Source organism: Serratia sp. (in: enterobacteria) (assembly GCF_046715635.1).
Taxonomy (GTDB): domain Bacteria; phylum Pseudomonadota; class Gammaproteobacteria; order Enterobacterales; family Enterobacteriaceae; genus Chania.
The window spans coordinates 1-25,364 of the sequence record NZ_JBKJYW010000510.1 but is presented as its reverse complement, the minus strand read 5'-3'; the positions used below and the strand labels follow the sequence as shown (position 1 = coordinate 25,364).

At 50.7% G+C, this 25,364-nt stretch carries 22 protein-coding genes, 1 tRNA gene and 5 pseudogenes; 17 read left to right on the top strand and 11 right to left on the bottom strand.

The genetic code is table 11. The features are described from left to right. The 6 genes from putP to ACLQ7H_RS26555 all read left to right on the top strand — a co-directional run. Positions 1 to 1,211: sodium/proline symporter PutP (putP, locus tag ACLQ7H_RS26580; protein ID WP_411755254.1), on the top strand; the 1,211-nt coding region annotated here is incomplete at its 5' end. Between the two features lie 239 nt (positions 1,212 to 1,450). Then, complete coding sequence (gene efeU / locus ACLQ7H_RS26575; RefSeq protein WP_411755253.1) at positions 1,451 to 2,296, top strand: iron uptake transporter permease EfeU; 846 nt, start codon at positions 1,451 to 1,453, stop codon at positions 2,294 to 2,296. Positions 2,297 to 2,314: 18 nt separating this feature from the next. Next, complete coding sequence (efeO, locus tag ACLQ7H_RS26570) at positions 2,315 to 3,448, top strand: iron uptake system protein EfeO (RefSeq protein ID WP_411755252.1); 1,134 nt, start codon at positions 2,315 to 2,317, stop codon at positions 3,446 to 3,448. A gap of 11 nt (positions 3,449 to 3,459) precedes the next feature. Continuing rightward, the gene (gene efeB / locus ACLQ7H_RS26565; protein WP_411755251.1) at positions 3,460 to 4,755 is read left to right on the top strand and encodes an iron uptake transporter deferrochelatase/peroxidase subunit; all 1,296 of its coding nucleotides are present in this window, start codon (positions 3,460 to 3,462) and stop codon (positions 4,753 to 4,755) included. A 759-nt stretch (positions 4,756 to 5,514) separates the two neighbouring features. Further along, on the top strand, positions 5,515 to 6,303 hold the full coding sequence (gene phoH, locus ACLQ7H_RS26560) for a phosphate starvation-inducible protein PhoH (protein ID WP_021180979.1): 789 nt from the start codon (positions 5,515 to 5,517) through the stop codon (positions 6,301 to 6,303). Positions 6,304 to 6,753: 450 nt separating this feature from the next. After that, positions 6,754 to 7,374: a response regulator transcription factor gene (locus ACLQ7H_RS26555; RefSeq protein WP_411755250.1), complete on the top strand. Its 621-nt coding sequence runs from the start codon at positions 6,754 to 6,756 to the stop codon at positions 7,372 to 7,374. 58 nt (positions 7,375 to 7,432) lie between these two features. Here the strand turns inward: ACLQ7H_RS26555 and ACLQ7H_RS26550 are convergent, their stop codons facing one another. The 3 genes and pseudogenes from ACLQ7H_RS26550 to ACLQ7H_RS26540 form a co-directional block, all read right to left on the bottom strand. Then, a complete protein-coding gene (locus ACLQ7H_RS26550; RefSeq protein WP_411755249.1) occupies positions 7,433 to 8,254 on the bottom strand; it encodes an alpha/beta fold hydrolase in 822 nt (273 codons plus the stop codon). 67 nt (positions 8,255 to 8,321) lie between these two features. Then, the gene (locus ACLQ7H_RS26545; RefSeq protein WP_411755248.1) at positions 8,322 to 9,950 is read right to left on the bottom strand and encodes an MFS transporter; all 1,629 of its coding nucleotides are present in this window, start codon (positions 9,948 to 9,950) and stop codon (positions 8,322 to 8,324) included. Beyond that, positions 9,934 to 10,074, bottom strand: a pseudogene (locus ACLQ7H_RS26540) (LysR family transcriptional regulator); the annotation flags it as partial. The pseudogene ACLQ7H_RS26540 and the gene ACLQ7H_RS26545, both read right to left, overlap by 17 nt. On the opposite strand from ACLQ7H_RS26540, the pseudogene ACLQ7H_RS26535 reads away from it, so the two are divergent. After that, positions 10,045 to 10,416: pseudogene (locus tag ACLQ7H_RS26535) on the top strand (AAA family ATPase); the annotation flags it as partial. The pseudogenes ACLQ7H_RS26540 and ACLQ7H_RS26535 sit on opposite strands and share 30 nt — an antisense overlap. 399 nt (positions 10,417 to 10,815) lie before the next feature. Here the strand turns inward: ACLQ7H_RS26535 and ACLQ7H_RS26530 are convergent. Continuing rightward, positions 10,816 to 11,031: a hypothetical protein gene (locus ACLQ7H_RS26530; RefSeq protein WP_157968011.1), complete on the bottom strand. Its 216-nt coding sequence runs from the start codon at positions 11,029 to 11,031 to the stop codon at positions 10,816 to 10,818. Positions 11,032 to 12,402: 1,371 nt separating this feature from the next. Next, the gene (locus ACLQ7H_RS26525; RefSeq protein ID WP_411755247.1) at positions 12,403 to 12,780 is read right to left on the bottom strand and encodes a hypothetical protein; all 378 of its coding nucleotides are present in this window, start codon (positions 12,778 to 12,780) and stop codon (positions 12,403 to 12,405) included. A 147-nt stretch (positions 12,781 to 12,927) separates the two neighbouring features. On the opposite strand from ACLQ7H_RS26525, the pseudogene ACLQ7H_RS26520 reads away from it, so the two are divergent. Further along, positions 12,928 to 13,269: pseudogene (locus tag ACLQ7H_RS26520) on the top strand (GAF domain-containing protein); the annotation flags it as partial. A 12-nt stretch (positions 13,270 to 13,281) separates the two neighbouring features. Here ACLQ7H_RS26520 and ACLQ7H_RS26515 read toward each other — a convergent pair. Then, positions 13,282 to 13,566 (bottom strand): hypothetical protein, encoded by a 285-nt coding sequence (locus tag ACLQ7H_RS26515; RefSeq protein WP_411755246.1) that lies wholly within the window; start codon positions 13,564 to 13,566, stop codon positions 13,282 to 13,284. On the opposite strand from ACLQ7H_RS26515, the pseudogene ACLQ7H_RS26510 reads away from it, so the two are divergent. From ACLQ7H_RS26510 to ACLQ7H_RS26495, 4 genes and pseudogenes are all read left to right on the top strand, one after another. After that, a pseudogene (locus ACLQ7H_RS26510) lies at positions 13,477 to 13,671 on the top strand (PAS domain-containing protein); the annotation flags it as partial. The gene ACLQ7H_RS26515 and the pseudogene ACLQ7H_RS26510 sit on opposite strands and share 90 nt — an antisense overlap. Before the next feature lie 9 nt (positions 13,672 to 13,680). After that, positions 13,681 to 13,819, top strand: a tRNA-OTHER gene (locus ACLQ7H_RS26505). Next, positions 13,795 to 14,514 (top strand): sensor histidine kinase, encoded by a 720-nt coding sequence (locus ACLQ7H_RS26500; RefSeq protein WP_281269757.1) that lies wholly within the window; start codon positions 13,795 to 13,797, stop codon positions 14,512 to 14,514. The genes ACLQ7H_RS26505 and ACLQ7H_RS26500 overlap by 25 nt, the downstream gene beginning before the upstream one ends. A 548-nt stretch (positions 14,515 to 15,062) precedes the next feature. Then, positions 15,063 to 15,308, top strand: coding sequence for a hypothetical protein (locus tag ACLQ7H_RS26495; RefSeq protein ID WP_411755245.1), 246 nt, complete (start codon positions 15,063 to 15,065; stop codon positions 15,306 to 15,308). A 301-nt stretch (positions 15,309 to 15,609) separates the two neighbouring features. Here the strand turns inward: ACLQ7H_RS26495 and ACLQ7H_RS26490 are convergent, their stop codons facing one another. Together ACLQ7H_RS26490 and ACLQ7H_RS26485 are read right to left on the bottom strand one after the other, a co-directional pair. After that, positions 15,610 to 16,617, bottom strand: coding sequence for a hypothetical protein (locus ACLQ7H_RS26490; RefSeq protein WP_411755244.1), 1,008 nt, complete (start codon positions 16,615 to 16,617; stop codon positions 15,610 to 15,612). A 304-nt stretch (positions 16,618 to 16,921) separates the two neighbouring features. Further along, positions 16,922 to 17,323: pseudogene (locus tag ACLQ7H_RS26485) on the bottom strand (Presumed portal vertex protein); the annotation flags it as partial. A gap of 384 nt (positions 17,324 to 17,707) precedes the next feature. Between ACLQ7H_RS26485 and ACLQ7H_RS26480 the strand changes: the two are divergent. The 3 genes from ACLQ7H_RS26480 (at position 17,708) to ACLQ7H_RS26470 (ending at position 19,353) form a co-directional block, all read left to right on the top strand. Next, a complete protein-coding gene (locus ACLQ7H_RS26480; RefSeq protein WP_411755243.1) occupies positions 17,708 to 18,385 on the top strand; it encodes a hypothetical protein in 678 nt (225 codons plus the stop codon). Continuing rightward, positions 18,382 to 18,801, top strand: coding sequence for a hypothetical protein (locus ACLQ7H_RS26475; protein ID WP_411755242.1), 420 nt, complete (start codon positions 18,382 to 18,384; stop codon positions 18,799 to 18,801). Before ACLQ7H_RS26480 ends, ACLQ7H_RS26475 begins: the two co-directional genes overlap by 4 nt. A 72-nt stretch (positions 18,802 to 18,873) precedes the next feature. Continuing rightward, positions 18,874 to 19,353, top strand: a complete 480-nt coding sequence (locus ACLQ7H_RS26470; protein WP_411755241.1) for an Hcp family type VI secretion system effector — start codon at positions 18,874 to 18,876, stop codon at positions 19,351 to 19,353. A gap of 200 nt (positions 19,354 to 19,553) precedes the next feature. On the opposite strand, the gene ACLQ7H_RS26465 is transcribed toward ACLQ7H_RS26470, so the two are convergent. Continuing rightward, positions 19,554 to 20,027: a GNAT family N-acetyltransferase gene (locus ACLQ7H_RS26465; protein ID WP_411755240.1), complete on the bottom strand. Its 474-nt coding sequence runs from the start codon at positions 20,025 to 20,027 to the stop codon at positions 19,554 to 19,556. Positions 20,028 to 20,991: 964 nt separating this feature from the next. Between ACLQ7H_RS26465 and lpxO the strand changes: the two genes are divergently transcribed. Next, the gene (gene lpxO, locus ACLQ7H_RS26460) at positions 20,992 to 21,894 is read left to right on the top strand and encodes a lipid A hydroxylase LpxO (RefSeq protein ID WP_411755239.1); all 903 of its coding nucleotides are present in this window, start codon (positions 20,992 to 20,994) and stop codon (positions 21,892 to 21,894) included. A 53-nt stretch (positions 21,895 to 21,947) separates the two neighbouring features. Here lpxO and chaA read toward each other — a convergent pair whose 3' ends face one another. Next, positions 21,948 to 23,048: a sodium-potassium/proton antiporter ChaA gene (chaA, locus tag ACLQ7H_RS26455; RefSeq protein ID WP_411755238.1), complete on the bottom strand. Its 1,101-nt coding sequence runs from the start codon at positions 23,046 to 23,048 to the stop codon at positions 21,948 to 21,950. A 309-nt stretch (positions 23,049 to 23,357) separates the two neighbouring features. After that, on the bottom strand, positions 23,358 to 24,194 hold the full coding sequence (locus tag ACLQ7H_RS26450; protein WP_411755237.1) for a siderophore-interacting protein: 837 nt from the start codon (positions 24,192 to 24,194) through the stop codon (positions 23,358 to 23,360). 358 nt (positions 24,195 to 24,552) lie between these two features. Here ACLQ7H_RS26450 and ACLQ7H_RS26445 point away from each other — a divergent pair, with 358 nt between their 5' ends. Beyond that, positions 24,553 to 25,248 (top strand): gamma-glutamylcyclotransferase, encoded by a 696-nt coding sequence (locus tag ACLQ7H_RS26445; protein WP_261444985.1) that lies wholly within the window; start codon positions 24,553 to 24,555, stop codon positions 25,246 to 25,248. Positions 25,249 to 25,364 lie beyond the last annotated feature (116 nt).

The window sequence follows — 25,364 nt, the reverse complement described above, 5'->3', positions numbered from 1 at the left end:
TGGTGGCAGGGCGGTTACGCGTCCATACCGAAGCCAACAACAACGCCTTGACGCTGCCGGATTACTTCACCAGCCGTTTTGAGGATAACAGCAAACTGCTGCGGGTGATTTCCGCCATCGTCATCCTGGTGTTCTTCACCATCTATTGTGCTTCCGGCATTGTGGCCGGTGCGCGCCTGTTTGAAAGCACCTTCGGCATGACTTACGCCACCGCGCTGTGGGCCGGGGCCGCCGCCACCATCCTATATACCTTTATCGGCGGGTTCCTGGCGGTCAGTTGGACCGATACCGTGCAGGCCAGCCTGATGATTTTTGCGCTGATCCTCACGCCAGTGATCGTCATCTTCGCCGTGGGCGGTATCGACAGTTCGATGCTGGTGATCGCGGCTAAAAACCCGGCCAATCTGGATATGATGAAAGGGCTGAATCTGGTGGCGATCCTGTCGTTGCTGGGCTGGGGCCTGGGCTACTTTGGTCAGCCGCATATTCTGGCGCGCTTTATGGCGGCAGATTCCCACCGCACCATCCGTAGCGCTCGCCGCATCAGTATGACCTGGATGATCCTCTGCCTGGCGGGGACCATCGCGGTTGGCTTCTTCGGCATCGCCTACTTTGCCAATAACCCGGATCAAGCGGGCAATGTGACGCAAAACGGCGAGCGGGTGTTTATCGAACTGGCCATGTTGCTGTTTAACCCATGGATTGCCGGGATCCTGCTGTCGGCCATTCTGGCGGCGGTGATGAGCACCTTGAGCTGTCAACTGCTGGTCTGTTCCAGTGCGATTACCGAAGACCTGTACAAAGCTTTCTTGCGTAAAGGAGCCAGCCAGCGTGAGCTGGTATGGGTAGGGCGTGCGATGGTGCTGGTGGTGGCGTTGGTGGCGATTGCCCTGGCGGCTAACCCGGAAAACCGCGTGCTGGGTCTGGTAAGCTATGCCTGGGCCGGTTTTGGTGCCGCATTTGGCCCGGTGGTGCTGATTTCGGTAATGTGGTCGCGTATGACCCGTAACGGCGCGCTGGCCGGTATGCTGGTGGGGGCGATCACCGTGATCGTCTGGAAGCATTACGCCTGGCTGGATCTGTATGAAATCATTCCTGGCTTTGTGTTTGGCTGTATCGCCATCGTGGTGGTTAGCCTGATGGGTCGCCAGCCTTCGGCAACCATCACCAAGCGTTTTGATCTGGCAGAGGCCGAGTTCAAAACGGTCTAAATCCGCCTTAATCTCTCCCCGGCAATCGGGGAGAGATCTGCTTTCCTCCTCACTACGCTCACCAAGCTGTAACAACTAGCGACATTTGATTAATAAAAATCACACTTGCGCCTCTTGTTTTTCTTTTCAGTAGAATGATAATCACTATCGTTCTGGTTTACTTTTCTTTACATTGCCGCAGCCGGGTAAACTCAGCGCCAGCGGCTGACTACAAGTGCCTTTTCAGGGGTTAATATTCTATGTTTGTTCCTTTCCTTATCATGTTCCGTGAGGGGCTGGAGGCTGCGCTGATCGTCAGTTTGATCGCCAGCTATCTGAAGCGGACTCAACGCGGTCAATGGCTTGGGGTGGTATGGATTGGGGTGATCGTCGCTGTGGTTCTGTGCCTGGCGCTAGGTATCTTCATCAATGAAACCACCGGCGAGTTTCCACAAAAACAGCAAGAGCTGTTCGAAGGGCTGGTGGCGGTGGTGGCAGTGTGCATCCTGACCTATATGGTGTTCTGGATGCGCAAGGTTTCCCGCTCGGTGAAGGTGCATCTTGAAGGGGCGATCGATAACGCCCTCAGCTCTGGCAAAAGGCAAGGCTGGGCGTTGGTGGCGATGGTGTTTTTTGCCGTTGCCCGTGAAGGACTGGAGTCCGTATTCTTTCTGTTGGCCGCGTTTCAGCAGGATGTGGGCATTGCCGCCCCAATCGGTGCGATGCTCGGCCTGGCGTGTGCCATCGTGATTGGCATGCTGATCTATTGGGGCGGCATCAAACTGCATCTGGCTAAATTCTTCAAATGGACCAGCCTGTTTATTCTGTTCGTGGCTGCGGGCCTGGCCGCTGGGGCGATCCGTGCCTTCCACGAGGCTGGATTGTGGAACCACTTCCAGGATATCGCGTTCGACTTCAGCAACCAGCTATCTACGCATTCACTGCTGGGCACCCTGTTAGAGGGAATGTTCGGCTATCAGGAAGCGCCTTCGGTCAGCGAAGTGGCGGTCTATTTCCTGTATCTGATCCCTGCTCTGATTTTCTTTTTCCTGCCACCGCGTTCCGAGTCCTCAACGATCCCGGCGCAAGGCAAGACACCTCACTAATTTAATAGGGAACTCCGTATGTCTACTCCGTTATTTCGCCGCAAGGCACTGCATGCCGCATTACTGGCCGTTCCTACTTTCGCGCTGAGCCTCAACGCGCTGGCGGCGGATATCCCTCAAGTTAAGGTGACCGTTAACGACAAACAGTGTGAGCCGATGCAGTTGACCCTGCCTGCCGGTAAAACCCAGTTTGTGGTGCATAACACCAGCCAGAAGAACCTGGAGTGGGAAATCCTCAAAGGTGTGATGGTGGTGGAAGAACGCGAAAATATCGCGCCAGGTTTCACCCAGAAAATGACGGCGAACCTGGAGCCGGGCGAATACGACATGACCTGCGGGCTGCTGAGCAACCCGAAAGGTAAGTTGATTGTCACTGCGGCAGGGGCGGTAACCGACGGCAAACCAAATGTGATGGATCTGGTTGGCCCGATTGCCGAATATAAAGTCTATGTCACCAAGGAAGTTGAAGGGTTGGTCAAGCAGACCAAGCTGTTCACCGATGCGATCAAAGCCGGTGATGTGGCCCAGGCCCGCAAGCTTTATGCGCCAACCCGTCAGCACTACGAGCGTATTGAACCGATTGCCGAGCTGTTCTCCGATCTGGACGGCAGCATCGACGCCCGTGAAGACGACTATGAGAAAAAAGCCGAAGATCCAAAATTCACCGGCTTCCACCGTCTGGAGAAAGCGTTGTTTGCCGACAACACCACCAAGGGCATGAATGAGTACGCCGATGGTCTGTATAAAGACACGCTGGAATTGCAAAAACGCATCGGTGAACTGACCTTCCCGCCAAGTAAAGTGGTGGGCGGTGCTGCTGGCCTGATCGAAGAAGTGGCGGCCAGCAAGATCAGCGGTGAAGAGGATCGCTATAGCCGTACCGACCTGTGGGATTTCCAGGCCAACGTCGATGGCGCACAGAAGATTGTCAACCTGCTGCGCCCGCTGTTGGAAAAGGCCAACCAGCCACTGCTGGCGAAGATCGACGCCAACTTTAAAACCGTCGATACCATTCTGGCTAAATACAAGACCCCAGAGGGTTATGAGTCTTACGAGAAGCTGACCACCGCGGATCGTAATGCGATGAAAGGGCCGATCACCACGCTGGCAGAAGACCTGTCACAGCTGCGTGGCGTGCTGGGTCTGGATTAAGGCTGAGCATAATGAACTACAAGACCGGCCCGCATAACGGGCCGTTTCCTCAAGATGATCAGGCCGCTTCGCCTTCGCGCAGGCGGCTGTTGCAAGGTTTGGGCATGATGGGCGGTGCTCTGGCATTGGCGGGGCCATCCCTGGCCCGGGCCGCAGAAGAGCCGCTGGCTACCTCGCAGGACGAACGCTGGCAAAAACAACCGTTCTACGGTCAGCATCAGTCCGGCATCCTGACGCCGCAGCAGGCGGCCATGATGCTGGTGGCTTTCGACGTGCTGGCGACCAACAAGCAGGATCTCGAACGGCTATTTCGTTTGTTGACTAGCCGCATCGCGTTCCTCACCAGCGGCGGTAAAGCACCGGAGGTCGATCCCAAGTTGCCACCCTTGGATTCGGGCATCATGGGGCCGGAGATCTACCCCGATAACCTGACTATCACCGTTTCCGTTGGCACCTCCCTGTTTGATGAGCGCTTTGGTTTGCAGGCGCATAAGCCGTTGCATCTGCAAACCATGACGCGTTTCCCCAACGATTCACTTGATGCTGCCCTGTGTCATGGTGATCTGCTGCTGCAAATCTGTGCCAATACCAATGAAACGGTGATCCACGCGCTGCGCGATATCATCAAGCATTCGCCAGACTTGCTCAGCGTGCGCTGGAAGCGGGAAGGTTTTATCTCGGCTCACTCGGCCCGCAGCCGGGGCAAAGAGACGCCGATTAACCTGCTGGGCTTCAAAGACGGCACCGCTAACCCAAAAACCAGCGATAAGCCGTTGATGGATCAGGTGGTGTGGACCGGTGATAAAGCGGGGGAACCTGCCTGGGCCGTTGGCGGTAGCTATCAGGCCACGCGTATCATTCGTTTCCACGTCGAATTTTGGGATCGGACGCCGTTGCAGGAGCAGCAAACCATCTTTGGCCGTGAAAAACACAGCGGTGCGCCGTTGGGGATGAAGCACGAGCATGACGAACCGGACTATGCCAAAGACCCGGAAGGTAAGCTGATCCGTATGGATGCCCATATTCGGTTGGCCAACCCGCGTACGCCGCAAACCCAGAGCAGCCTGATGCTGCGCCGTGGTTACAGTTATTCGCTGGGCGTTTCCAACTCGGGGCAACTGGAGATGGGCCTGCTGTTTGTCTGTTACCAGGCTGACTTGGAGCAGGGCTTCCTGACGGTGCAGAAACGGTTGAACGGTGAAGCGCTGGAGGAATACGTCAAGCCTATCGGCGGCGGCTATTTCTTTGTGTTACCGGGCGTCAAGACGGGTGGTGATTATTTGGCCAGCGGCTTGCTACAGGCCTGAGAAGCTAAAGTTGTTAGTAGGACAGAGAAGCGCAGCGCAAAGACTGCGCTTTTTTTATGCGCTCAATTTTTAATCTGGAAACCTAAATGTCATTCAGCGGAATTAATATCAATGCATTGATATTTAACAATAAAATAATTTAATGCCAAGTGATTTACGCTTTGATATAGTGGTGTTGCAGCGGGTTAAAACAAAAAATATTAAATTTTTTACATTTTAGCAACGCAGCGCGGTTGAATGTCATTATACTGTAATCATCTGGCGGTAGTTTTCACACGGTGCACGGCTCAATGCTGTTTAGCCTATGGATTTCAAGTTGCAGCTAGGCAACAAGCTTATTCATCCCCAGGAGCTTACTTTAGTAAGTGACTGGGGTGAATAAGTGCAGTTAACAACGCTGAAACTTGAAAGACGACGGGTAAAAATATCACTGCGGGGATCGCTAATGGTAAAGTCCTTGGTTGGGCTACAAACAACAAATAACATACCTTTCCTGATTTCTCGTTGTAACGAGGGCGCTCTCTACGACTCTCAATTTCTGACCGACTCTTGGCTTTCCTTTCGCATTAATCCGGCTGACACACACTCCTGTTTTTTACCAATCTCGTTGTTCTGTGAAAAAGAGCCGCGCCCGTTGGCGGCTAGGTGTTCACGTCATTCAATGGCTTTAAAGGGGGCCACAACCTGATACGTGTGTAACATAATCGCTCGGTTTTGTACTGCCGTTGCGGTAGGTGAAACAAACTGTAAGGTGCCACTATGGGAAGACAGAAAGCAGTGATCAAAGCACGTCGTGAAGCCAAACGCGTCATTCGTCGTGACGCTCGTAGTCATCGCCAGCGTGAAGAAGAAAGCGTGACCTCGCTGGTACAAATGGGTGGTGTAGAATCTATCGGCATGGCTCGTGACAGCCGGGATACTTCTACCATCGAGGCTAGAACCGAAGCTCAAGGTCATTACTTATCAGCCATAGAAAACAAGCTGTTGATATTTGCCACTGGTGAGGCCGGTTGCGGTAAAACCTTCATCAGTGCAGCCAAGGCAGCTGAAGCCCTGATACATAAAGAGGTGGATCGGATTATCGTGACTCGTCCGGTTCTGCAGGCGGATGAAGATCTCGGCTTTTTGCCGGGGGATATTTCTGAGAAGTTCGCCCCTTATTTCCGTCCGGTGTATGACATTCTGTTACGCCGTTTAGGATCGTCGTTTTTGCAATACTGCCTGCGCCCGGAAATTGGCAAGGTAGAGATCGCGCCTTTCGCCTATATGCGTGGGCGTACCTTCGAAAATGCGGTAGTGATCCTGGACGAGGCCCAGAACGTAACGGCCAGCCAGATGAAGATGTTTTTGACCCGCCTGGGTGAGAACGTCACGGTGATCGTGAACGGCGATATTACCCAGTGCGATTTGCCACGCGGGGTGAAATCCGGCCTTAGCGACGCGCTGGAACGCTTCGAAGAGGACGAGATGGTCGGCATTATTCGTTTCGACAAACAGGACTGTGTGCGCTCTGCCTTGTGCCAGCGCACGCTTAATGCTTACGATTAATTTGTCTGATAGCTTGCAAAAGGCCACTTCGGTGGCCTTTTTAATGCCCCAATCGACGTGGAATATCATAAAAAACAAATTGTTAAGTCAATCTGTAGGCACCTGTAAGCCCTTAAAAACGACTCAAGTGTGGACACTATGTGGATACGATGTGCTTGCCTTGAGGTTGTGCTTGCTGTCGCTGAGGCAGGGTAGCGGAACAATGAATGGCAATGGTTACTTTTTCCCTATTTCCTTCTTTGTTCAACCTCTGAGCCTCAACAATCTCCTCTTGCAAGAAGCATGACCCCGCATGTCTATTATTCTTAAGTATTACTTGTAATGATTGAAGTGGTGTTACTATACTGTTTTCAATATGTTACGACGATATTGTCCATGTAAAATACCTGCCTTTTATTTTTGGCATTACTTCGACAACTGCTCTTTTAAACCAGGGTGACAGAGGGAATTATGGAACACATCGTTTATGTTGTTGATGATGACCATTCAGTACGGCGATCGATTGTTCGACTACTCAACTCTGCCGGTTACAGCGCTATCGAGTTCGATTCTGCTGACTCTTTTCTGGCCTATCCCTTTCCTGACTTACCGGGTTGCGTCATTCTGGATATGAAAATGCCAGACAAAGACGGTTTAGAAGTTACCGACGCGCTGAAAACACGCGGCACGGAAATGCCCATCATTTTCCTCACAGGCTACGGCACCATTCCTATGTCGGTACAGGCCATGAAAGCCGGTGCATATGAGTTCTTAACCAAACCGGTTAAAGCCGAGGAGCTGCTCAGGGCCGTTGAAAACGCACTGACACTGGCCTCAGAAAACGCTGACGAACTTCGTGAATATCACAACCTTAAGCAGCGTCATAAGACACTCACGCCGCGTGAACAGGAAGTGTTGGCATTGACGATTAAAGGACTGCTCAATAAGCAAATTGCTGCGGAACTGAGAGTCAGTGAAATCACCGTGAAGGTTCATCGACGCAGAGTCATGGATAAAATGCAGGTACGCTCACTCGCCGATTTGGTTCGCCATGCCGAGCGCCTGAATTTGAATAAAGTCAAAACATCCTGATAAATCATCATTCTTGTTGATATGCAGAGACCCATGGGTCCCTGCACCAGGGATTAACTTAGCGCGCTTGCAAAAACGCTAATAAATCGTCGTTCAATTGGCTCTGATGGGTAACGGCAAAACCGTGCGGCGCATCGTCATAGACTTTGAGTACCGCACCGCGGATCAATTCAGCCGCCGCTTTGCCCGTGGTATCAAGCGGTACTATCTGGTCGTTGCTACCATGAATAACCAGTGTCGGGACGTCAATTTTTGCCAGATCTTCACGGAAGTCGGTTTCAGAGAACGCCGTGACGCAATCAATTGTTCCTTTCAGTGAAGCCAGTAGCGCAATGTTTAGAGTCTGAGTGAATACGCCCTCTGATACCGTCTGCCCTACATTAGTGCCATAGAATGCTGGTGCAAAATCGCTGATAAACTGAGCGCGATCCTGACGTAATCCCTCGCGGATCCCCTCAAATACAGAGAGATCAACACCGTCTGGGTTAGTCGCACTTTTACCAAAGACAGGTGTGACAGCGCCCAACAGTACCAGGGCTGCAACACGCTCGCTGCCGTAGCGCCCGATATAACGTGCCACATCACCGCCACCCATCGAGAAGCCCACTAACGTGACTTCCTGCAAGTCGAGTTGGGTGATCAGGTCGTTAATGTCTGAGGCGAAAGTGTCGTAGTCATAACCTGTCCAGGGTTGGTCTGAGCGGCCAAATCCGCGACGGTCAAAAGCAATGGCACGATATCCTCGCTCAGCCAGGAAATTCAACTGGCTGTCCCACATATCCGCATCCAGTGGCCAGCCGTGGCTGAACAACACGGGCTTTCCTTTACCCCAGTCTTTGTAATAAATCTGCGTGCCATCTTTTGTGCTGATTGTACTCATCGTAGACCTCTGCATTGTGTGTTGGGAAAGATATTGTGTGTTGGGAAAGATATTGAGGCAGACACGGTTAAACCGGAACCACCAGATAACGGACCTCGGGGCGGGATTCCCCCTGATGATATTGCTGAACACGGTGTTCTATTTTTCGGTCATTCATGGTGTAACGTTCTTCCTGTCGCAGATGTTCAACCCAGGAACCGAGCAAAAATGTTTCGACAAAAATTCCGGGTTTAAGAATGTCTTCATAAACCGACCAGTTCAGTGCGCCACCGCGTCGCCTGACGCGCCGCATATCCTGCATACAGACGGTAAATGCGTGTGCATCCTCAGCCTTAATCAGATATTCGTAGCTCACCATCACCGGACCACGGCTGTGATGCACGTCAATCTCAGGGGCAATGTGATTCTCTACGCTGGCATCCAGGTTCAGATCAGGGTCTTTATCCAGCCGCCAGCGGAACACAGCCGTACAACCCAACAGCATGCCAAGGGTCGCCACACTCAGCGAAACGGCGATGCCATAATGCGATGCCAGTTGCCCCCACAACGCGCTGCCTGCGGTCATCGAACCGAAGAAAACAGTCAGGTAAATCGCGAGTGCCCGCGCTTTCACCCATTTCGCCGCACTGCGCTGGGCGCCGAGATTGAGCGTCGTCAGCACTGCTATCCAGGAAAAACCCGTCATAAATTCGAAGACGCTCAACAGCCAGAAGTGCCGCACAAGCGCGAGAGCCAGCATCGCTACAGCAAACATCAGGCTCGCCAGCACCATTAAACGGTCGGGATTGAGATGTTTACGCAAGCGCGGCAGCGTCACCGCGCCAAAAATGGCCCCCACGCCAATACAGGCCAGCATAATTCCGTAACCACCGGGCCCTAAACCGAGCTCACGCCGGGCCACTAACGGCAGTAAAGACCAGGCCGCGCTGGCAAACAGGAAAAAAGCGACCGTACGGGCCAGCACGTTGCGTAGAACAGGGGCGGCATGGACATAACGCCCCCCGGCACGCACGGCAGAGAAAAAATGCTCCGGTGGCAGGCGCTGCACGGAAGGCTCTGTTTTCCATCGGTATAACACCCAGGCAACCCCCAGCACGGAAACCGCATTGAGCGCAAACACCACCCACGCGCCGGCAAAAGAGAGGATCAGCCCGCCCAATGCCGGCCCAATGGCGCGACTGATATTAATCCCCAGTGAATTAAGGGCTATTGCCGCCCCTAAATCCTGTTTGCGAACCAGGTCCGGTACGATGGCCTGGAACGGCGGGGAACTCATTGCCGCACCGGTGCTCATCAGAAAAGCGACGACCAGCAGCACGCCAGGCGTCACATGCCCGGTCAGCGAAAGCACGGTCAACCCGCACGCCGCCAGTAACGTCCACACCTGCGAAAAAAGCAGATATTTGCGGCGGTCGACAATATCCGCCATCACGCCTGACGGTAGGGCAAACAAAAACATCGGCAGGCTGCTGGCGGCCTGGATCATGGCGACTGACAGTGGGTCAGCACTGAGCGTCAGCATGGTCCAGTTCATGGCAACATCGTTCATCCATGAACCGATGTTCGAGACGACGGTCGCAATCCATAACATGCGGAACACACGCTGACTCAGGGGCTGCCAGGGTGACCCGCTGGTCGTGGTCGCCTCTTTTAATGCTTCGGCGGTAACGTGGTGAACTTCATTGACCGATGCCATGGCGCCATTCCCGCTGTTTGCCTGCCCCGATGCACCATTTACCCGGCCCGGTTATCGCAAGCGTGGTGAAGATAATCAGGAGTAACCAGCCAAACTGCCCCTCGGCGATGGACCAGCCAGGGTAACCACGGCTTTCCGGGCGCTGACCCTCACGTTGCTGGGATCGCCTGGCGAAGAAGTGTCCATCTGGAAAGCTCGTCTGTCACGCGCACTGGAAGGTTACGAACGCCTGGCTGTGAGTTTTGTACCTGAATTAGGGCTGTTACTGGAGCATAGTTCCCGCCACATACCCAATTCGATTTCAACCGATGCCAGAGCGCGCTTTAATCACATGATATCCGCCCTGGTCACTACCTTTGCCATGCCGGGTTGTCCACTGGTGTTGCTGATTGATGATATTCAATGGATCGATGCTGCCAGTCTCCAGGTGCTGGAGTCGCTACTGAAAAACAGCCGTACACAGCCACTGCTGATGGTGGTGGCCCAGCGTGAACCCGAGGCGAAAGACAACACCTCCCTGATACAGACCCTCGCCCTCCTGCATAACGCCGCACAAAGGAATATCGAAATTATCCCGACACCGCTTTCCGTTAAAGACGTCACCCGGTGGTTGGCAGAGGTATTTCAACAACGCACCACAGACATTACCGATCTGGCCAAACTAATACATGGCAAAACCGGCGGAAATCCACTGTTTTTAAATGAGTTTTTTAAACGTATTGTTGAAGATGGCTTGGTAACACATAACAAATACCAGGGTAAGTGGCACTATGATTTATCCGCTATTCAGGAACGCCATTACACTGAAAACGTGGTGAGTCTGGTCCTCCAACAACTCGGAAAAATGCCGGAAATGACTCGCACCTTACTCGGTAGCCTCGCCTGCCTGGGTAGCCGGGGCGAACTGGCCACAATCAGCCAGGTGCTGTGCATTTCCGATGCCGATATCCGCTATCAGTTGCATCCCGCGGTTACCGCACAACTGGTAACCCTTTCCAGGGACAGCTGGGCGTTTACCCACGATCGCGTACAAGAAGCCGCTTTCGCCTTGCTGGATGTCGCCCAAAAAGATTATGTGCATATCACTACAGCAAACCTTCTGGCTGAAGCGTCACGGCAGATGGCAGGCAATGAAGTGTTATTCCGCGCCATTCACCACGTCTCGGCCGCCATTGAGTGCGTCCAGCCGGCAGAACAACGCAATATGTTCAGGGAACTGAGTATGCTGGCGGCCCAGCGAGCAAAACGTAGTGGTGATTACCTCTCGGCACTGAGATATTTACAGACCGCACGGGCACTCTCAGGACACGGTAATATGCCCGAAAACACCCCCGACCTTCGATTAAATCTCGAAGAAGCCGAGTGCGAGTTTTTACTTGGAAATCTGGTCAACGCAAAGCGTTTATGCGACCGGTTGCTGGGTTCCCACGGTGGGCTTACCGAAAAAATCACCGCGGCAAACCTGCTGGCGGAGATTCATATGCGTCAGTCTGATCTCCGCCTGGCGCTGGAAACCACCTTATGCTGGCTACGCGTTTCCGGTATTGCGCTGACTCCAAATCCCGATTTGGCAGAATGTGATGTGGTCTGGCAAGCACTTAAAGACCGTATGGGTGAAAATCCTGCCGTGCTGTTTCATCAGTTGCCAGAAATGACGGACGGCCAAACCGAAGCCATAATGAATCTGCTTGCCAGCGCCAGCGTGTTCGCCAGCTTCAACAGTCCGAATCTGCACTTCATGCTACTTTGCCAGATGCTGCATTTGACACTGGAGCGGGGTATTACCGGCGCCTCAACGTTGGCCATGGGTTGGTTTGGCGTACTGATTAGCGAACGTTATGCGGAGTATCAGCCTGGTTTCAACTATGCTGTGCTGGCGCGTGATTTGGTTGAACACCACGGCTATAGCACTTATGAAGCAAAAACGTTGCTGCCCCTTGATCAAGTCAGCGTCTGGACCCAACCCCTTTCTTACACCACCGAATGCGCTAAAGCTTGCTTTACGTCCGCCGTCACGCACGGTGATTTGACGGTCGCCTCCTTTGCTATCTGCCATCAGGTGATTAACTTTTTAAGCCAGGGCGAGCATCTCGATAACGTGCTGACCAGCATCGAACGTGGGCTGGCCTTCGTGAGAAAAACCGACTTCCAGGATGTGGAGCGCATTTTGTTGGTTCAGCGGCATTACGTTGAGCACTTACGCAAATTACCCTCCACAACCTGGGATAGCGCCAACGCACTGCCTGACTCACTGTTGCCGGGTTTTCCAGAGCAAGCACCGCTGCACATGTCCACCCTGATTTTTTGGTTCTGGCTCTACCGGGGCATGACGTATTTTACAGCGGGCGAATATTCGCAGGCGCAGGACGCGCTGGAACACGCTCAATCTTTTGCGTGGTCAGCACCGGGGCACATCCATTTGCTGGATTTACATCTCTACAGCGCGTTAACGTTAACCGTTCAACTGACACCTGAAACATTTAGCGCGCAGGACCGGCGTAAGCTGGAAATCCATTACCACAAAATTGCCCTCTGGGCGCGCATCAACCCGGGAACGTTTGCCGATAAAGAAGCGCTGGTGTATGCAGAAATTGTCCGTCTTGAAGGCATGAACACCATTGCGCTGGAGCAGTACGAAAAAGCGGTGCGACTCTCCCGGGAAGCCGGGTTTCATCCCTGTAATGCGCTGGCCCATGAACTTGCCGGGCGCTTCGCACTCAGTTGCGGTTACAACACAGCAGCAGATGCACATTTGCGGGGGGCGATAGCGGCCTGGGGGCGCATTGGCGCACAAGCCAAAGTGAATCAGCTTAAGCAGACCTGGCCTCATTTAGTTTCACCTGCTCAAGCAACGCCTTATAACACCATCGCATTTGCCCAAAACGAAGAAATTCGCGATTTACAAAGTGTCATTAAAGCCTCACGAGCACTGTCAGAAGAGATCAATCTTGAACGGCTTATTGAAATACTTTTGACCATGTTACTGGAGCGTGCGGGTGCGCAGCGCGGCTTGTTGATTCGCGTTCTGGATAACAATATTCCTGAAATTGAAGCCAGCGCGCAGACCAGTAGTGACGGGATACAAGTACGAATCATGAAAGATATGCCGATGGCGGCCGACATGCCACTGTCGGTGCTGGCGGCCGTTATCCGCACAGGTCAGGAAATACGTACCGGGAAACCCGAAGAGTTCAGCCCTTTTTCACACGACCCTTACCTTGTGACTTCCGGCGCTGCCGTACTGTGCGTACCGATGTTTAAGCAGGCGCGACTGGTCGGCGTGTTGTACCTCGAAAACCGCTTAATGCCTGAAGTCTTTACTGCGGATCATTCAAAAGTCGTCAATCTGCTCGGTGCCCATGCGGCCGTTGCGCTCGAAACGGCGCGGCTTTATGCCGAATTGCTTGAGGAAAATATTCAGCGCAGGCGGGTTGAGAAAGAGCTCAGGGCAAGCCAGACATCGCTCATGCTGGGAGAACAGATAAGCCACACCGGAAGCTGGCGCTGGGAACTGGAACAAGATTTGATGTTTATGTCCGAAGAGTACGCCCGCATTCTCGGTCTGCCGGAGACACTTAAAATGATCTCCATGGCGGAGTTTTTTACTTTTATTCATCCGGATGATTATGACCGCATCAGCGATGTAGTGATTGACGGTGTGCGCGACGGGTTAACCCTGAAAGCAGAATTTCGCATTATCAATGCCGAGGGCAATGTGCGCTACATTTTAGGCATCGGTAGCCCAGCCGGTGTGGGCACTGAAATTTATGAATATTACGGCACCATCACCGACATCACGACTCAGAGGCAAGCAGAAGACGCCGTCAGGGTTGCGCAGGCAGAGCTGGCGCGAGTCTCCCGAGCCACCACGGTTGGCCAGTTAACCTCTTCTATTGCTCACGAAATTAATCAACCGCTGATGTCGATAGTTTCCAATGCCGGAGCCAGTCTGCGATGGTTAAATCATGACCCGATACGGTATGACAATATTCGCGTCGGGTTAGAAGAGATTGTTGCCGAAGGGCAGCGTGCAGGGGAAATTATTCGTAGTCTCCAGACCCTGACACGCAAACAAGAACCTGTCTTCTGCCGTATCGATTTGCATTTTCTGGTGCGCCATATCATGACGCTTTCGCGTAGCGAAATTGAACAAAGACAGGTGGCCGTTGATTACGATTTGAAGGCTGCCCACAGCTTTATCTTTGGTGACAGTGTTCAAATCCAACAGGTGTTGATTAATCTTGTTATTAACGCAATTGAAGCCATGGCTGAAGTGACCGATCGCACACGTACACTGAAAATTTCAACCCTTAATCCTGATGAGAGTTCCGTGGAATTACGCATTACGGATAATGGAACCGGGTTGGCGCCTGACATAGGTCAGCGCGTTTTTGACTCGTTTTACACCACAAAAGTACAGGGAATGGGAATGGGTCTGACCATCAGCCATTCCATCATAGAGCGGCATCGGGGGACGCTTAAAGCGCAAAACAACACACCGTACGGCAGTTGTTTCAGTTTTGTCGTCCCCGCCTGTTTGGCGAGTCAGGATGGTGAGTCTTAATGACGCGCCAGAGGTGCGGCCATTAAATAAGCTAACAACGAAGTTTTAATCAGTGATTTACTGGCTAAAATATCCCATTCAGTGGAGCTGAGTCGATTCTGCCGCATTAAGGCGTTGGTAGGTAACATACTTTTTTTGTGATGTTACCTATCATGTCGCATAGGGAGCTGCCGCAAGGCGGCCGGTTTCGGCCCTCAGGTGAAAACCCATTCAGCCCCCTTCGGGGGCTTTTTTGTGTCTGTCGCCCGGCGACATATTCCGCAGTGGATTCAACATAACGTCCTATGTGGCGTAGTTTATGGGTATTCGCATTCACCCATTCGCATTTTACTTGACTACCTTTTCGCAAATTATTTGGTCGTTTTCTACAAAACACTGGGATTAAGCAACCCAAATTGACGGGCAGCTTTGAGCGAGGAGCGGACGTTAACGTTACTCTTTACTGAGCTATTCCAGTGTTCCTAGATTGGTCATTCAATTGACTATTTCCAATGGTATTGGCTACCCGCAACCAGCTATAATAGCTAACGGAATGACGGAGGGTTAACATGGAATTAAAAACGATTGCTCTTGTGTTCGTTATGTATGCTGCTGCGATCTGGATGTTACTGCATGGTATCAGAGGGTTCCAGACAGGTGTTATTATTGAAACGAGAAAAGGTTCCCCTATAAAAGATTACTATTACCGTGGAGACTTCGGATTTTATGTTAACGTTTTTCTGTATATCGTCGGAGGTACCGTGATGATCGGTTTTGCTACCTGGCTTCTTATGACTGGCTTGGGCTATTGGTAGTTTCATCTCGCTCTTAACGTGTGGATAATTCATTAAACCACTCTACCTCTTAATTAATTCACTCGAATTGCTTGTCCGTTTGACTATTTAGCCCTAACTCCCTTATGACTATCTTTACTAACGTCACTTCGGCACATAAACCTCTGCGAGGAATCTTGGCCGGCTAAGATCGAATAACGGACAGAAGAATGTCTTACAAAATAAACTGGCTCAGAACGCTGCCGAGTTTATATGTGTACTTTGCCGGAAGGCGCTCAAGCGATACAATCAACACGGTTACATATATTTTAAAATTGAATGGTCAATTGCGCTTTTCTAAGTCGGTCAATGCATATCTCCCACGTTCTGCTACTGATTGAGATGTGTCAGAAGCCAGTATATTTGCCAGTTTAAATGCTTCATCACCAATATTATCCAATTCTTTTATAAGCATTTCACCAGCTATACGCCGAACCATAGGGGAACGGTCGGTTGTCGCCATCCTCAAGTTCTCAATAAAGGGAGTTGTAGTAGATATTATTCGTTCTTTTAAAACAGGAAGGCGTCGCCTTATGCCGTGTACTTTGTCAACCCACTGCCATGTCAGCCCCTCAGCCCAAACAAATTTACTTTCAAACTGACAACGATACGCTTTTGCCCGCAGGGAGGGTTGAACTGATGTTTCTGCAATCTCAGCTAAAAAGTTGTCTAAAGCTGCCGTGCGCCCAGCTTGCACAAATATTGTAGCGACAGGACCCGAAGAGGATATTAGAAGGCGCTTTTTTAATGCCTTAGTTACTTTCTCCATTAAAATAACTTTCATAAGCGCTTCTTTCCCGATATCTCCCATTCTCCCCCAAGAATCCCAGTAGGGGAGTGTTATAAACAAGACATCAACAATAAACTCAGGGTCAGATGCTTCAGCAATTAATGGCAGGGCATCACACGCTGCAGCTCTTACCTGCGGAACCCAGTCATTTAGTTTTCGTACAACTAAAGCTAATAAAAAACTATTTGGCGCCCCACCTGATAGTGTCCTTAATGCTATTTCCCGTCGGAAACCATCGGCGTTACATATGTCCATCCATCTTAGTGACCCGACCTGGTGGAACTCATTGCCACTTTGTTTCTGACTGTATTGTCGAAGTGAATAGAAAATCTCTGCTCGAATTAAACGTTCCCAGTCATCGAGGCTTTTTAAGGGCAGCTTTGAGGTGACAGCGATAAACTTGGATATATCTGGTCTTATTCTTTGATACAATATATCAAAGGTGAGTGATTTTTTTACAGATTCAATAACTTCCTGCTGAAGACTATCCTGCGGTAACATGAGCCAGCTTCCTTTATAAAATTTTATCGGCTTTCATTCCTCTATAACGTGACAGAGAATCAAAGTCAACAAGCATTTACCTACTGGATTTTTCTTTGTATATGATTCCCCTACTAAAAGGGGCTAAATTTCGTAATATAATAGACTGCATAAGTAGACTCGACCTGGACCTTCCAGACCTATGTAAGTCCAGACCATATGTCCGCTCCTGGCACAGAGCTGCCTATCAGATTGGATTTGGCTCTGTGCCGTAGCCGTGTCCGGTCAACTCGCGACTAATACACCTAAATTAGCGGCTGTAGGGTTACTCGTCGTCGTTTTCGAAACGGTATTTTTTAAACCGGATGACCTCAATACCAAGCCAGTCATTAACCTCCTTAATGCGCTCCTGGTGCGGTGTCAGTTCGTTGCGCACAAAGACCTTTGCCGCTTTCTCTACGTCGCCAGTTGACCCGACGTTTTCCGGCTTACCCCCCATCAGCTGATAGTGGATACGGTGGGCGTCCATCAGGTCAGCCGCGCTGACTTTCTTGATGCTAAAGAAATCGTCTTTGGTAGCCACTTCACTAAGCGGCACGATTTTAATCCCGTCGGGCTTTCCGTTCGGTGCATAGAAAAACAGGTTCTTAAAATTACCCAATCCCTTTGAGTTACTCATGGTCTCGTACAGCGCTTCCACGTCGGTAGTGCCCTTGGCCGCATCAGTGGCCTATATGATGCAATCAGTATGCGCAACAGCGGGTGCGTACTCTAGGTACTGACTTAAATGCTGCGTTTAATGTAAATCGGTTAGCGGTTAGCCGAAAGGTTTCAGTACCAGTGACGGCTCGCCAATGCCCTGTGCGGGCTAGGATGCGGTGTTTTTGAACTCGTAAGTTAGGTCAACTAAGCAATAAATATTATGCATTAATGATTGCAAGTTTAATTATTTAATCAATAACGAAGTTATATTACACTAATTTTATTTAATTAATTGTTTTTAATGGGATTTGACCAATTGTGTATGGGTGGCGAGTTTTAGTGTATGGACATAATTATTAATATATAGTAATACTGATATTAATAAGGGGCCTGACAGGAGTTAGGGGAGATGACAGCAAGGGACGATATAAAAAATAACAGATTAATCTATACCGAGCATCTCGGTTGGATTGATCTATGGCATGCTATGGGGGATGATGCCAGGGCGCTATGGGGGCAGTTACTTAGTGAGCCAGCTAATCCCTTACTAAAGGGGTATTTTTTGGTTAACTACTCCCAAGCTATGGGGAAAACATATGCTGGAGTAAGTGTTCGCTCTGGTGTGCGTGCACAATGGAAAGTAAAGAAAGGGTTGTCGATAGAAACTAAACGATCCATCGCTCTTTCCATGATGTTTTACGTTTCGCTAAAATTTGAAGGGCTGCAATCGAACGCTTTGTTTTCACGCTTAACGGACAGCGGTTATAGCTGTGAAGATCTGGTATCAAACCTTTTGGGTTTTTACTCAGTGGTTCTTCCTCGTAACTACATGGCACTCATTCGACCAAAGTCAAAGGAATACGCACAGATGATATGGGACTATTATGGTCCTGTTGGGCGGTATAAAAACAATGAGCTAAAGGCGATTATCTTTCCTGACCCGGAGCGGTTTCCCAACAACGCTTATCCATATAAAAAGAGGCTTCCATCCTATCTGTCTTCTATCAAACCATTCTCTTCATATGAGAATGATCTTGTAATAAACACGATTGATGCCAACGTTTTTTTAGGGATGGGACTTAAATGAAAACAATGCTGATTTTTATCATTACGGTATTATCTGTTGTTTTTTATTTTGGGTGGTTGCTCACTATGCCTCAAGTTACATACACTGAGAAAGATTTTTTTAAGTATTATCTTCTGACGCACAAAGAGGTCAGGGATGCACCTAGGTTATCGAAAAACTATTATTTTGAGTATGGCCCTAGTGATCTAACAGAACCAAATCGCAGTTCAATGTATGTTTGTGGACTGAGTAATGTTGACGAAGGTTACCAACGGTTAGTCTCATATGTCAATAAGACAGGAATACCTTTCGAGCCACAATATAAGTTTGGAGAACCGCTTCCTAAGAATGGCGATGAATATTTCACTCTCGAAAAGAGACATCTTGGAAGTAGTGAGCCATGCTTAATATTGACGTTTACTGAGTACGATAATTAAGTCGTAACTCTGTGTAATTAGAATTGCTTGAGCAGTTGTCAATGATGCAATATTCACTTTAAGGAAACCAATATGGCAAATCTGATTTATTTATCAGCAAAAGGACGTACGCAGGGTTTGATTTCTGCTGGATGCTCGACATATGCCTCGATAGGGAATAGGTATCAAGTCGGCCATGAAGATGAAATCCCTATCTTTTCATTTGATCATGACCTTACACGCGAACAGCATGTAAACCATCAGCCTATCGATTTTGTCAAAGCGATTGATAAGTCATCACCTCTGTTTGGTATCGCAATAACCAACAATGAGTTGCTGACGCTTCGTTTTGATTTTTATCGAACAGCGGCTGATGGCACTTTAGAATTGTATTACTCCATAGAAATCACGGGTGCGACAATCGTTGGTTTTTCTAGCCATTATCCTAATTCGCTAACCCATAATGATGCTCAACCCTATGAGTCGGTGTCGGTAAAGTATCAAAGTGTTACCTGGAAGCATCATGCAGCAGGAACCTCAGGCTATAGCATCTGGGCAGACAATGTCTATTGAGGGAATCTTCTGAACCATGACTCGATCAGTTTGCGAAAGTGGCATGATGATGACAGTGAAGCCAGAGGTGCTGGCCTGCGGTGCAGGCTGAGTGATTCGCCAGACAAAGGGGCATTGGCTTCGGCGATCGTCCCCTCACTCTAACCTTCAGCCAAAGGCTTGCTGTGCCACCATTAGCGTATTGTCCGCCAGTGTGGATTTTACCGTTTAGGGGAGTGTAATCGATAGCGAATAAAATGAACGCCGTCATATTCAATGTCACCATCAAACTGAAATCCCAGACGAAATATTGCTTTAATTTTCAATCGTGTTGGGGGCTGCAGGATGGTGATTGACTTGAGCCCTAGCTCATTGAAAGCATAAGCTAAAATTTTGTCATAGATTTTTTTCCCGAGCCCCCAATAGTCAGGGTGGAGCACTAAAGCCAAGTCAGCATCTCCGTTTTCGTATTGCAAGCCTCCCCAGCCGACAAACTTGCCACTTACTGTAAAAGCCCAGGGCCCATAGCCGTATTCATCCCATTGAGATTCTTTGCTTGTTACCCATTCCAGACATTCAGCATCGTCGAAGCTCGAATCTCCCAAGGGCATTTGGCGTAACACTAATGGGTTGGTGTTTAGGGCAATAATTTCGTCTCTATCGATATCACTAAGGCGTTTAAATACAATATCCATCACTAACTCTTTGTATAGGTAGTAGAAACTAGGGTGCGCTGGTGAGCAACAGTGCATGAAATGATACCAATAAAGCTGCGCTATTGCGGCCAATTTAAGCACCATAAACCCCAGGATCACTAAGAGAGAATATTATGGATGATATTCAGCGTTGTTGCCCTAGTATAGGGAAAACCTGGTTACTGGGCGCTATGCTGCTGGTGGGGAGTTTTACCGCCCCGGTACAAGCAACGACTGCCTTTTGCAACGCTGAGTGATTCGCCAGAAAAGGGTGGGGTAGTGGCTGCAGCGCGTCCCCTCACCCTAGCCCTCTCCCAAAGGGAGAGGGAACTGGCCGTGCTACCAATGGGCCTCTTTACCGGATTAAAACACTGCATAACTTTCCTTGGTGAATAAGCCACAGATTCAGATTGATGACAAAGTGACAATGCTGCAGAATTTGTAGAAATCAAACTGTGTCAATCCTTGCTAACCCTTTGATTATCCGAACGGGCGCAGCAGCGCCCCTACGTGGTAAGCCCGGTGACGGTTTGTCAGCAGACTCAGATTGCTTCCTATACCGGATTGCAGCCCCGTATCAGTTCTCTTTGTGAGTAAGCTACAAGATTGCCTCCTATATCTGACCACGGTCTCTGGTTCCGCTCCCTCGCCCTGCGGGAGAGGGTTGGGGTGAGGGGGATCTCGATTGCCTGACCGACAATCCGGTATCTCTCCCCCGTAGGTACTTTTGCTCCGCCCAATCTGACTCTGCGAAAACAATCGATCCTTCCCTAGCGTAAATCCCATTCTCGTTTAAGCTTTGTGTAAATTTTTGCGGCTTTTTGTATAGAATTTTGGTTTCAATAACGTTAATTATTGGTGCTTTCCAGCCGTTAAAACCGATCTTAACGGAGCTAAGGGAATCGTTGGGTTGTGTGCCGTGCTTGGCATATTGATGGTTGGATTTTGGGGCTTTGACGTCGTCATGAAATATTTCATTCTGATTTTATTTATTTTATGTGTAGTTTACATTCATTATCGTGGCCGTGTTCGCTATCCTTTTTGGCGACAGCTTTCCGACCATTCCACCTTTACCGCACCGCTGAACGTGTTTATGTACCTGTTTTCACGGGTGCCGACTACGCCTTACCTGCAACCGGAGCAGTTCCCCGATCTTATTACGCTGCGTGACAACTGGCAGACCGTTCGTGAGGAAGGGCAAAAGCTGATGGCGATCCAGCAAATCAAGGCGTCGGACAAGTTCAACGATGCCGGATTCAACTCCTTCTTCAAAACCGGATGGAAGCGCTTTTACCTGAAGTGGTATGAGGATAACCATCCTTCGGCAATGGCGTTATGCCCGCAAACCACCGCACTGTTACGCAGCCTGCCTTCCGTGAAGGCCGCAATGTTTGCCGAATTACCCCATGGCAGCCGCTTGCCGCGCCACCGAGATCCTTATGCCGGTTCGTTGCGCTATCACCTGGGGCTGATCACCCCGAATGATGACCGCTGCTTTATCGAAGTGGATGGTGAACGTTACAGTTGGCGCGATGGTGAAGGGGTGATGTTCGATGAAACCTATTTGCACTATGCCGAAAACCAGAGCGGGGAGAACCGCCTGATCCTGTTTTGCGACATTGAGCGGCCGATGCGTTACCGTTGGGCGCAGGCGGTGAATCACTGGCTGGGGCGTAACTTGATGAGTGCCGCCACGGCACCGAATGAAGAGGGCGATCGTACCGGCGGCGTCAATCGGCTGTTCAAATATATCTATGCCGTGCGTAAGGTTGGCAAGCGATTAAAAGCCTGGAACAAGACGGGGTATTACCTGATTAAATGGTTGCTGTTTGGCGGGATTGCTGGATTGATTTTCTTTGCGCTTTAAATAGACCGGGGCGCAATCACTGCGCCCCGGTGATGTTTTGTAACCTTCCGCTATCAGGCGAATATCGTCATCATATAAGCGGCAAACAGCGCCAGGTGCGCGGTGCCGTTCAGCACGTTGGTTCTGCCGGTAGAAAACGAGATATGGCACAGCACCAACACGGTCAGCATTACCACCATATGCGGTGCCTGCAGGCCGAAGATCAGCGTCTGCCCGGTCAGGGTGGCAATAATCGTTACCGCTGGCACCGTCAGTGAAATGGTCGCCAGCACCGAGCCGAAGAACAGGTTCATGGCGCGCTGCACCTGATTGTTCAACACCGCGCGCAGAGCACCCAACCCTTCCGGGGACAGGATCAGCAACGCAACCAGGAAACCGGTGAACTGGGTTGGCGCGTTCAGCTTGGTGAGCAAGCCTTCAAGTGGGTTGGCGTTGAATTTGGTGACGGCAATTACCGCGACCAGATGCACGATCAACCAGGCGGCATGCCACAGGCTGCTGTGTGATGAGGGTTTGCCGTGGTGCGGGTCGCCATCGTCATCTTCGTGTTCATAAACAAACAGGCTCTGGTGGGTTTTGGTCTGGATCAGCAGGAATACGCCGTACATCGCCGCTGAGATGGCCGCAACCAGCAGTGACTGGCCCACGCTGAAGTTGCCCCCAGGCAAGGCGCTTGGCAACACCAGCACGATCACCGCCAGCGGCAAAATTGCCATCAGGTACTGTTTGATACCGCCAAGGTTAACGTACTGGGTAGCAAACTTGCGCCCGCCGAGCAGCAGGGCAACCCCAACCAGTCCGGCAGTCACAATCATGATGATTGAATACAGTGTGTCACGCATCAGGGCCGGGGCCGCGTCGCCGGTTGCCATCAGGGCCGAAATAAGGCTCACTTCCAGGATCACTACCGACAGGCTGAGGATCAACGAGCCGTAGGGTTCACCCAGGCGGTGGGCCAGTACGTCGGCATGGCGTACCACGCTGAAAGCACTGCTGAGGATACCTACCAGGGCAATAATGTTGATGGCCACGATCAGTGGGAAACTGCTGGTACCGCTCCACAGGTTGAGCACAACCAACGCGGCGATAGGGAAAATCAGGGAATACTCTGTGTGGCGAGATTTTGATCGGCCAGGATCGTTGTGCGACTTCATTACGGTACATCTCCTTCTCAAACTGCGTGGCCTGTCATCGCTGTTCACCTGCAGTAAGGGTCAGCGTATCCAGAAAGTTGTTAATAATAATAGGATACACTCTGCGTATGACGCCGAGTAATAATGTGATGTTGTGTCTAGTTTTTTGAAAGCAAAACTTTGCTTTATGTGACAAGAGTAGCAAAAAAACCGCATCGGATGCGGTTTTATTTACTTACTTTTACGTAAAAATCCAGACATTCCTTGTTAAACGCCTATAAATGGGTTTTAACCGGCGTTTTTCACGCAAAATAAGGCAGATAATGGCAATCAGGAGTCAATGTTATCCATGATATCGTGCCTTTTCTGGTGGTAACCCTCTTCATTTAACCCTTCACGCCAGTAAGGCACGGCATAAAGCTGATTACGGTCACATTGCCGCTCACGGCGCAGATAACGGCGCAGTTCGACCACCAGGCGATCCTCACCAGCTAGCCAGAACTGGGTACCGCTTTGCGGCAGTGGCAAGGCGCAGAATTGCGTGATGAGATCGGCCGTTTTCTCCGTACCGCCAATGATCCAGCTTAGTTCAACACCGGCAGGTTTTTGCAGATCGATAACGTCCGCAGGGGTATCGACACGGATAAAGGCGTGGCCTTCGCTATGTGCTGGCAAGTTTTCCAGCAGTGCAGCGATGGCCGGTAACGAAGAAGGATCGCCAGCCAGGCAGTAAAAGTCGGCCTCTGGCAGCATTGGCTTGGGGCCGCCAGGGTTGCTGATACCAATTTTATCCCCCGGCTTGGCCTGACGCGCAAAGTTTACCGCTGGCCCGCTGTGGTCGTGCAGGGCAAACTCAATATCAATCTCACCCTGTTGCGGACGGACGGCACGAATAGAGTAGGTGCGAACAAGCGGGCGTACCGCGTCGGCGGCCCATACCGGGCCCTTATCGGTGAGCGTGGGCAGGTCTGGCTGCGTTTGCCCAGCGAGCGGCAAGAATACCTTGATATGTGCGGCGGCGGCTTCGGCCGGGTAATAACGCAGATCGGGCGCGCTGAAGGTGATGCGCCGCAGATGCGGTGTGATGTCGCGTAAACGGGCAACTTCGATCAAATAGGGGGCGCGGTTGCGTGGGGTTTCGATTGTCACGGGACTCTCCTTTATCATTCTGCGGGGCAGTATATCATGCCATCTGATAATGAGAATCGTTTGCTGGCTGGCATGGCACATCAGGTCAAGCGGCGCCATCCGCTCGGATTGTATTTTTTTGCGGTTAAAATGCCGCTCTCTGTTAACAAAACGCAGGTGAAGGGTAAAGTTTTACAGCTAGTAATATTATTGCTGCTGAGTACAAATACTTTTTCACATTAAATATGCTTGGAAACTTGATTAGGCTATCAGAAAAGAATATGGTCATAAATGCATCGGGGCGGTGGAAATAAACACGCCCCCACATCCAAAAAAGAAATTGCATACACAGTGGCGAAGGGTTTAGGGCAATCCTATTCCCAGGAGGTTGTATTAGGTGTTAACTCGAGATTTTCTGCAAAAAGCAGACTGCAAAACGGCATTCGGCACGATCGAAGAGTCGCTGTTGCTGACACCGGAACAGCGCTCGGCCTCACTGACATGTACGCTCTCCCGGCGGCCGGACAATAGCCCAGTATGGGTTTTTGGCTATGGTTCACTGATGTGGAACCCGGTATTTGAATCTGAAGAGGTGCGCCCGGCGACGCTCCAAGGTTGGCACCGGGCATTTTGCCTGCGTTTGACCGCCGGGCGGGGCACGCTGCATCAGCCAGGGCGCATGCTGGCTCTGCAGGAAGGGGGGCAAACCACCGGTCTGGCCTTCCGCCTGCCGGAAGATAAACTGCGCGAAGAGCTGGAATTGCTGTGGAAGCGCGAGATGATCACCGGTTGCTATCTGCCAGCCTGGTGTGACCTGACGCTGGACGACGGCAGCGTAGTGACCGCCCTGGTGTTTGTCATGAACCCGCAGCATCCGTTATTTGAAGCGGATACCAGCCATCAGGTGATCGCCCCGCTGATCGCCAGCGCCAGCGGCCCGTTGGGCACCAATGCGCAGTATCTGTTTGCCCTGGACAACGAGCTGAAAAATCATGGCATGAAGGATGACTGCATTGGCGATCTGGTGGGTTATGTCCGTCAGTGGCTGCAACAGAACACCTCAGGGCCAATAGGTGGCGAAGCCACGGCCTGACCTCCAGTTACCGTTGGGGGGGGGGTTAAGCCGCCCCCAAAAGTTAAAAAAAAACACCCGGTGTTTTTTAATATACCAATAGGTAAAAAAATATTAAATGAAAATTTTTTTTAAAT

Excerpts from the sequence above, each read along its gene's own strand:
- efeU (WP_411755253.1), top strand. The coding sequence starts at position 1,451 with ATGTTTGTTCCTTTCCTTATCATGTTCCGTGAGGGGCTGGAGGCTGCG.
- efeO (WP_411755252.1), top strand. The coding sequence starts at position 2,315 with ATGTCTACTCCGTTATTTCGCCGCAAGGCACTGCATGCCGCATTACTG.
- efeB (WP_411755251.1), top strand. The coding sequence starts at position 3,460 with ATGAACTACAAGACCGGCCCGCATAACGGGCCGTTTCCTCAAGATGAT.
- phoH (WP_021180979.1), top strand. The coding sequence starts at position 5,515 with ATGGGAAGACAGAAAGCAGTGATCAAAGCACGTCGTGAAGCCAAACGC.
- ACLQ7H_RS26555 (WP_411755250.1), top strand. The coding sequence starts at position 6,754 with ATGGAACACATCGTTTATGTTGTTGATGATGACCATTCAGTACGGCGA.
- ACLQ7H_RS26550 (WP_411755249.1), bottom strand. The coding sequence starts at position 8,254 with ATGAGTACAATCAGCACAAAAGATGGCACGCAGATTTATTACAAAGAC.
- ACLQ7H_RS26545 (WP_411755248.1), bottom strand. The coding sequence starts at position 9,950 with ATGGCATCGGTCAATGAAGTTCACCACGTTACCGCCGAAGCATTAAAA.
- ACLQ7H_RS26530 (WP_157968011.1), bottom strand. The coding sequence starts at position 11,031 with ATGCACATAATCTTTTTGGGCGACATCCAGCAAGGCGAAAGCGGCTTC.
- ACLQ7H_RS26525 (WP_411755247.1), bottom strand. The coding sequence starts at position 12,780 with ATGAGGCCAGGTCTGCTTAAGCTGATTCACTTTGGCTTGTGCGCCAAT.
- ACLQ7H_RS26515 (WP_411755246.1), bottom strand. The coding sequence starts at position 13,566 with ATGAATAAAAGTAAAAAACTCCGCCATGGAGATCATTTTAAGTGTCTC.
- ACLQ7H_RS26495 (WP_411755245.1), top strand. The coding sequence starts at position 15,063 with ATGGAATTAAAAACGATTGCTCTTGTGTTCGTTATGTATGCTGCTGCG.
- ACLQ7H_RS26490 (WP_411755244.1), bottom strand. The coding sequence starts at position 16,617 with ATGTTACCGCAGGATAGTCTTCAGCAGGAAGTTATTGAATCTGTAAAA.
- ACLQ7H_RS26480 (WP_411755243.1), top strand. The coding sequence starts at position 17,708 with ATGACAGCAAGGGACGATATAAAAAATAACAGATTAATCTATACCGAG.
- ACLQ7H_RS26475 (WP_411755242.1), top strand. The coding sequence starts at position 18,382 with ATGAAAACAATGCTGATTTTTATCATTACGGTATTATCTGTTGTTTTT.
- ACLQ7H_RS26470 (WP_411755241.1), top strand. The coding sequence starts at position 18,874 with ATGGCAAATCTGATTTATTTATCAGCAAAAGGACGTACGCAGGGTTTG.
- ACLQ7H_RS26465 (WP_411755240.1), bottom strand. The coding sequence starts at position 20,027 with ATGGATATTGTATTTAAACGCCTTAGTGATATCGATAGAGACGAAATT.
- lpxO (WP_411755239.1), top strand. The coding sequence starts at position 20,992 with ATGAAATATTTCATTCTGATTTTATTTATTTTATGTGTAGTTTACATT.
- chaA (WP_411755238.1), bottom strand. The coding sequence starts at position 23,048 with ATGAAGTCGCACAACGATCCTGGCCGATCAAAATCTCGCCACACAGAG.
- ACLQ7H_RS26450 (WP_411755237.1), bottom strand. The coding sequence starts at position 24,194 with ATGATAAAGGAGAGTCCCGTGACAATCGAAACCCCACGCAACCGCGCC.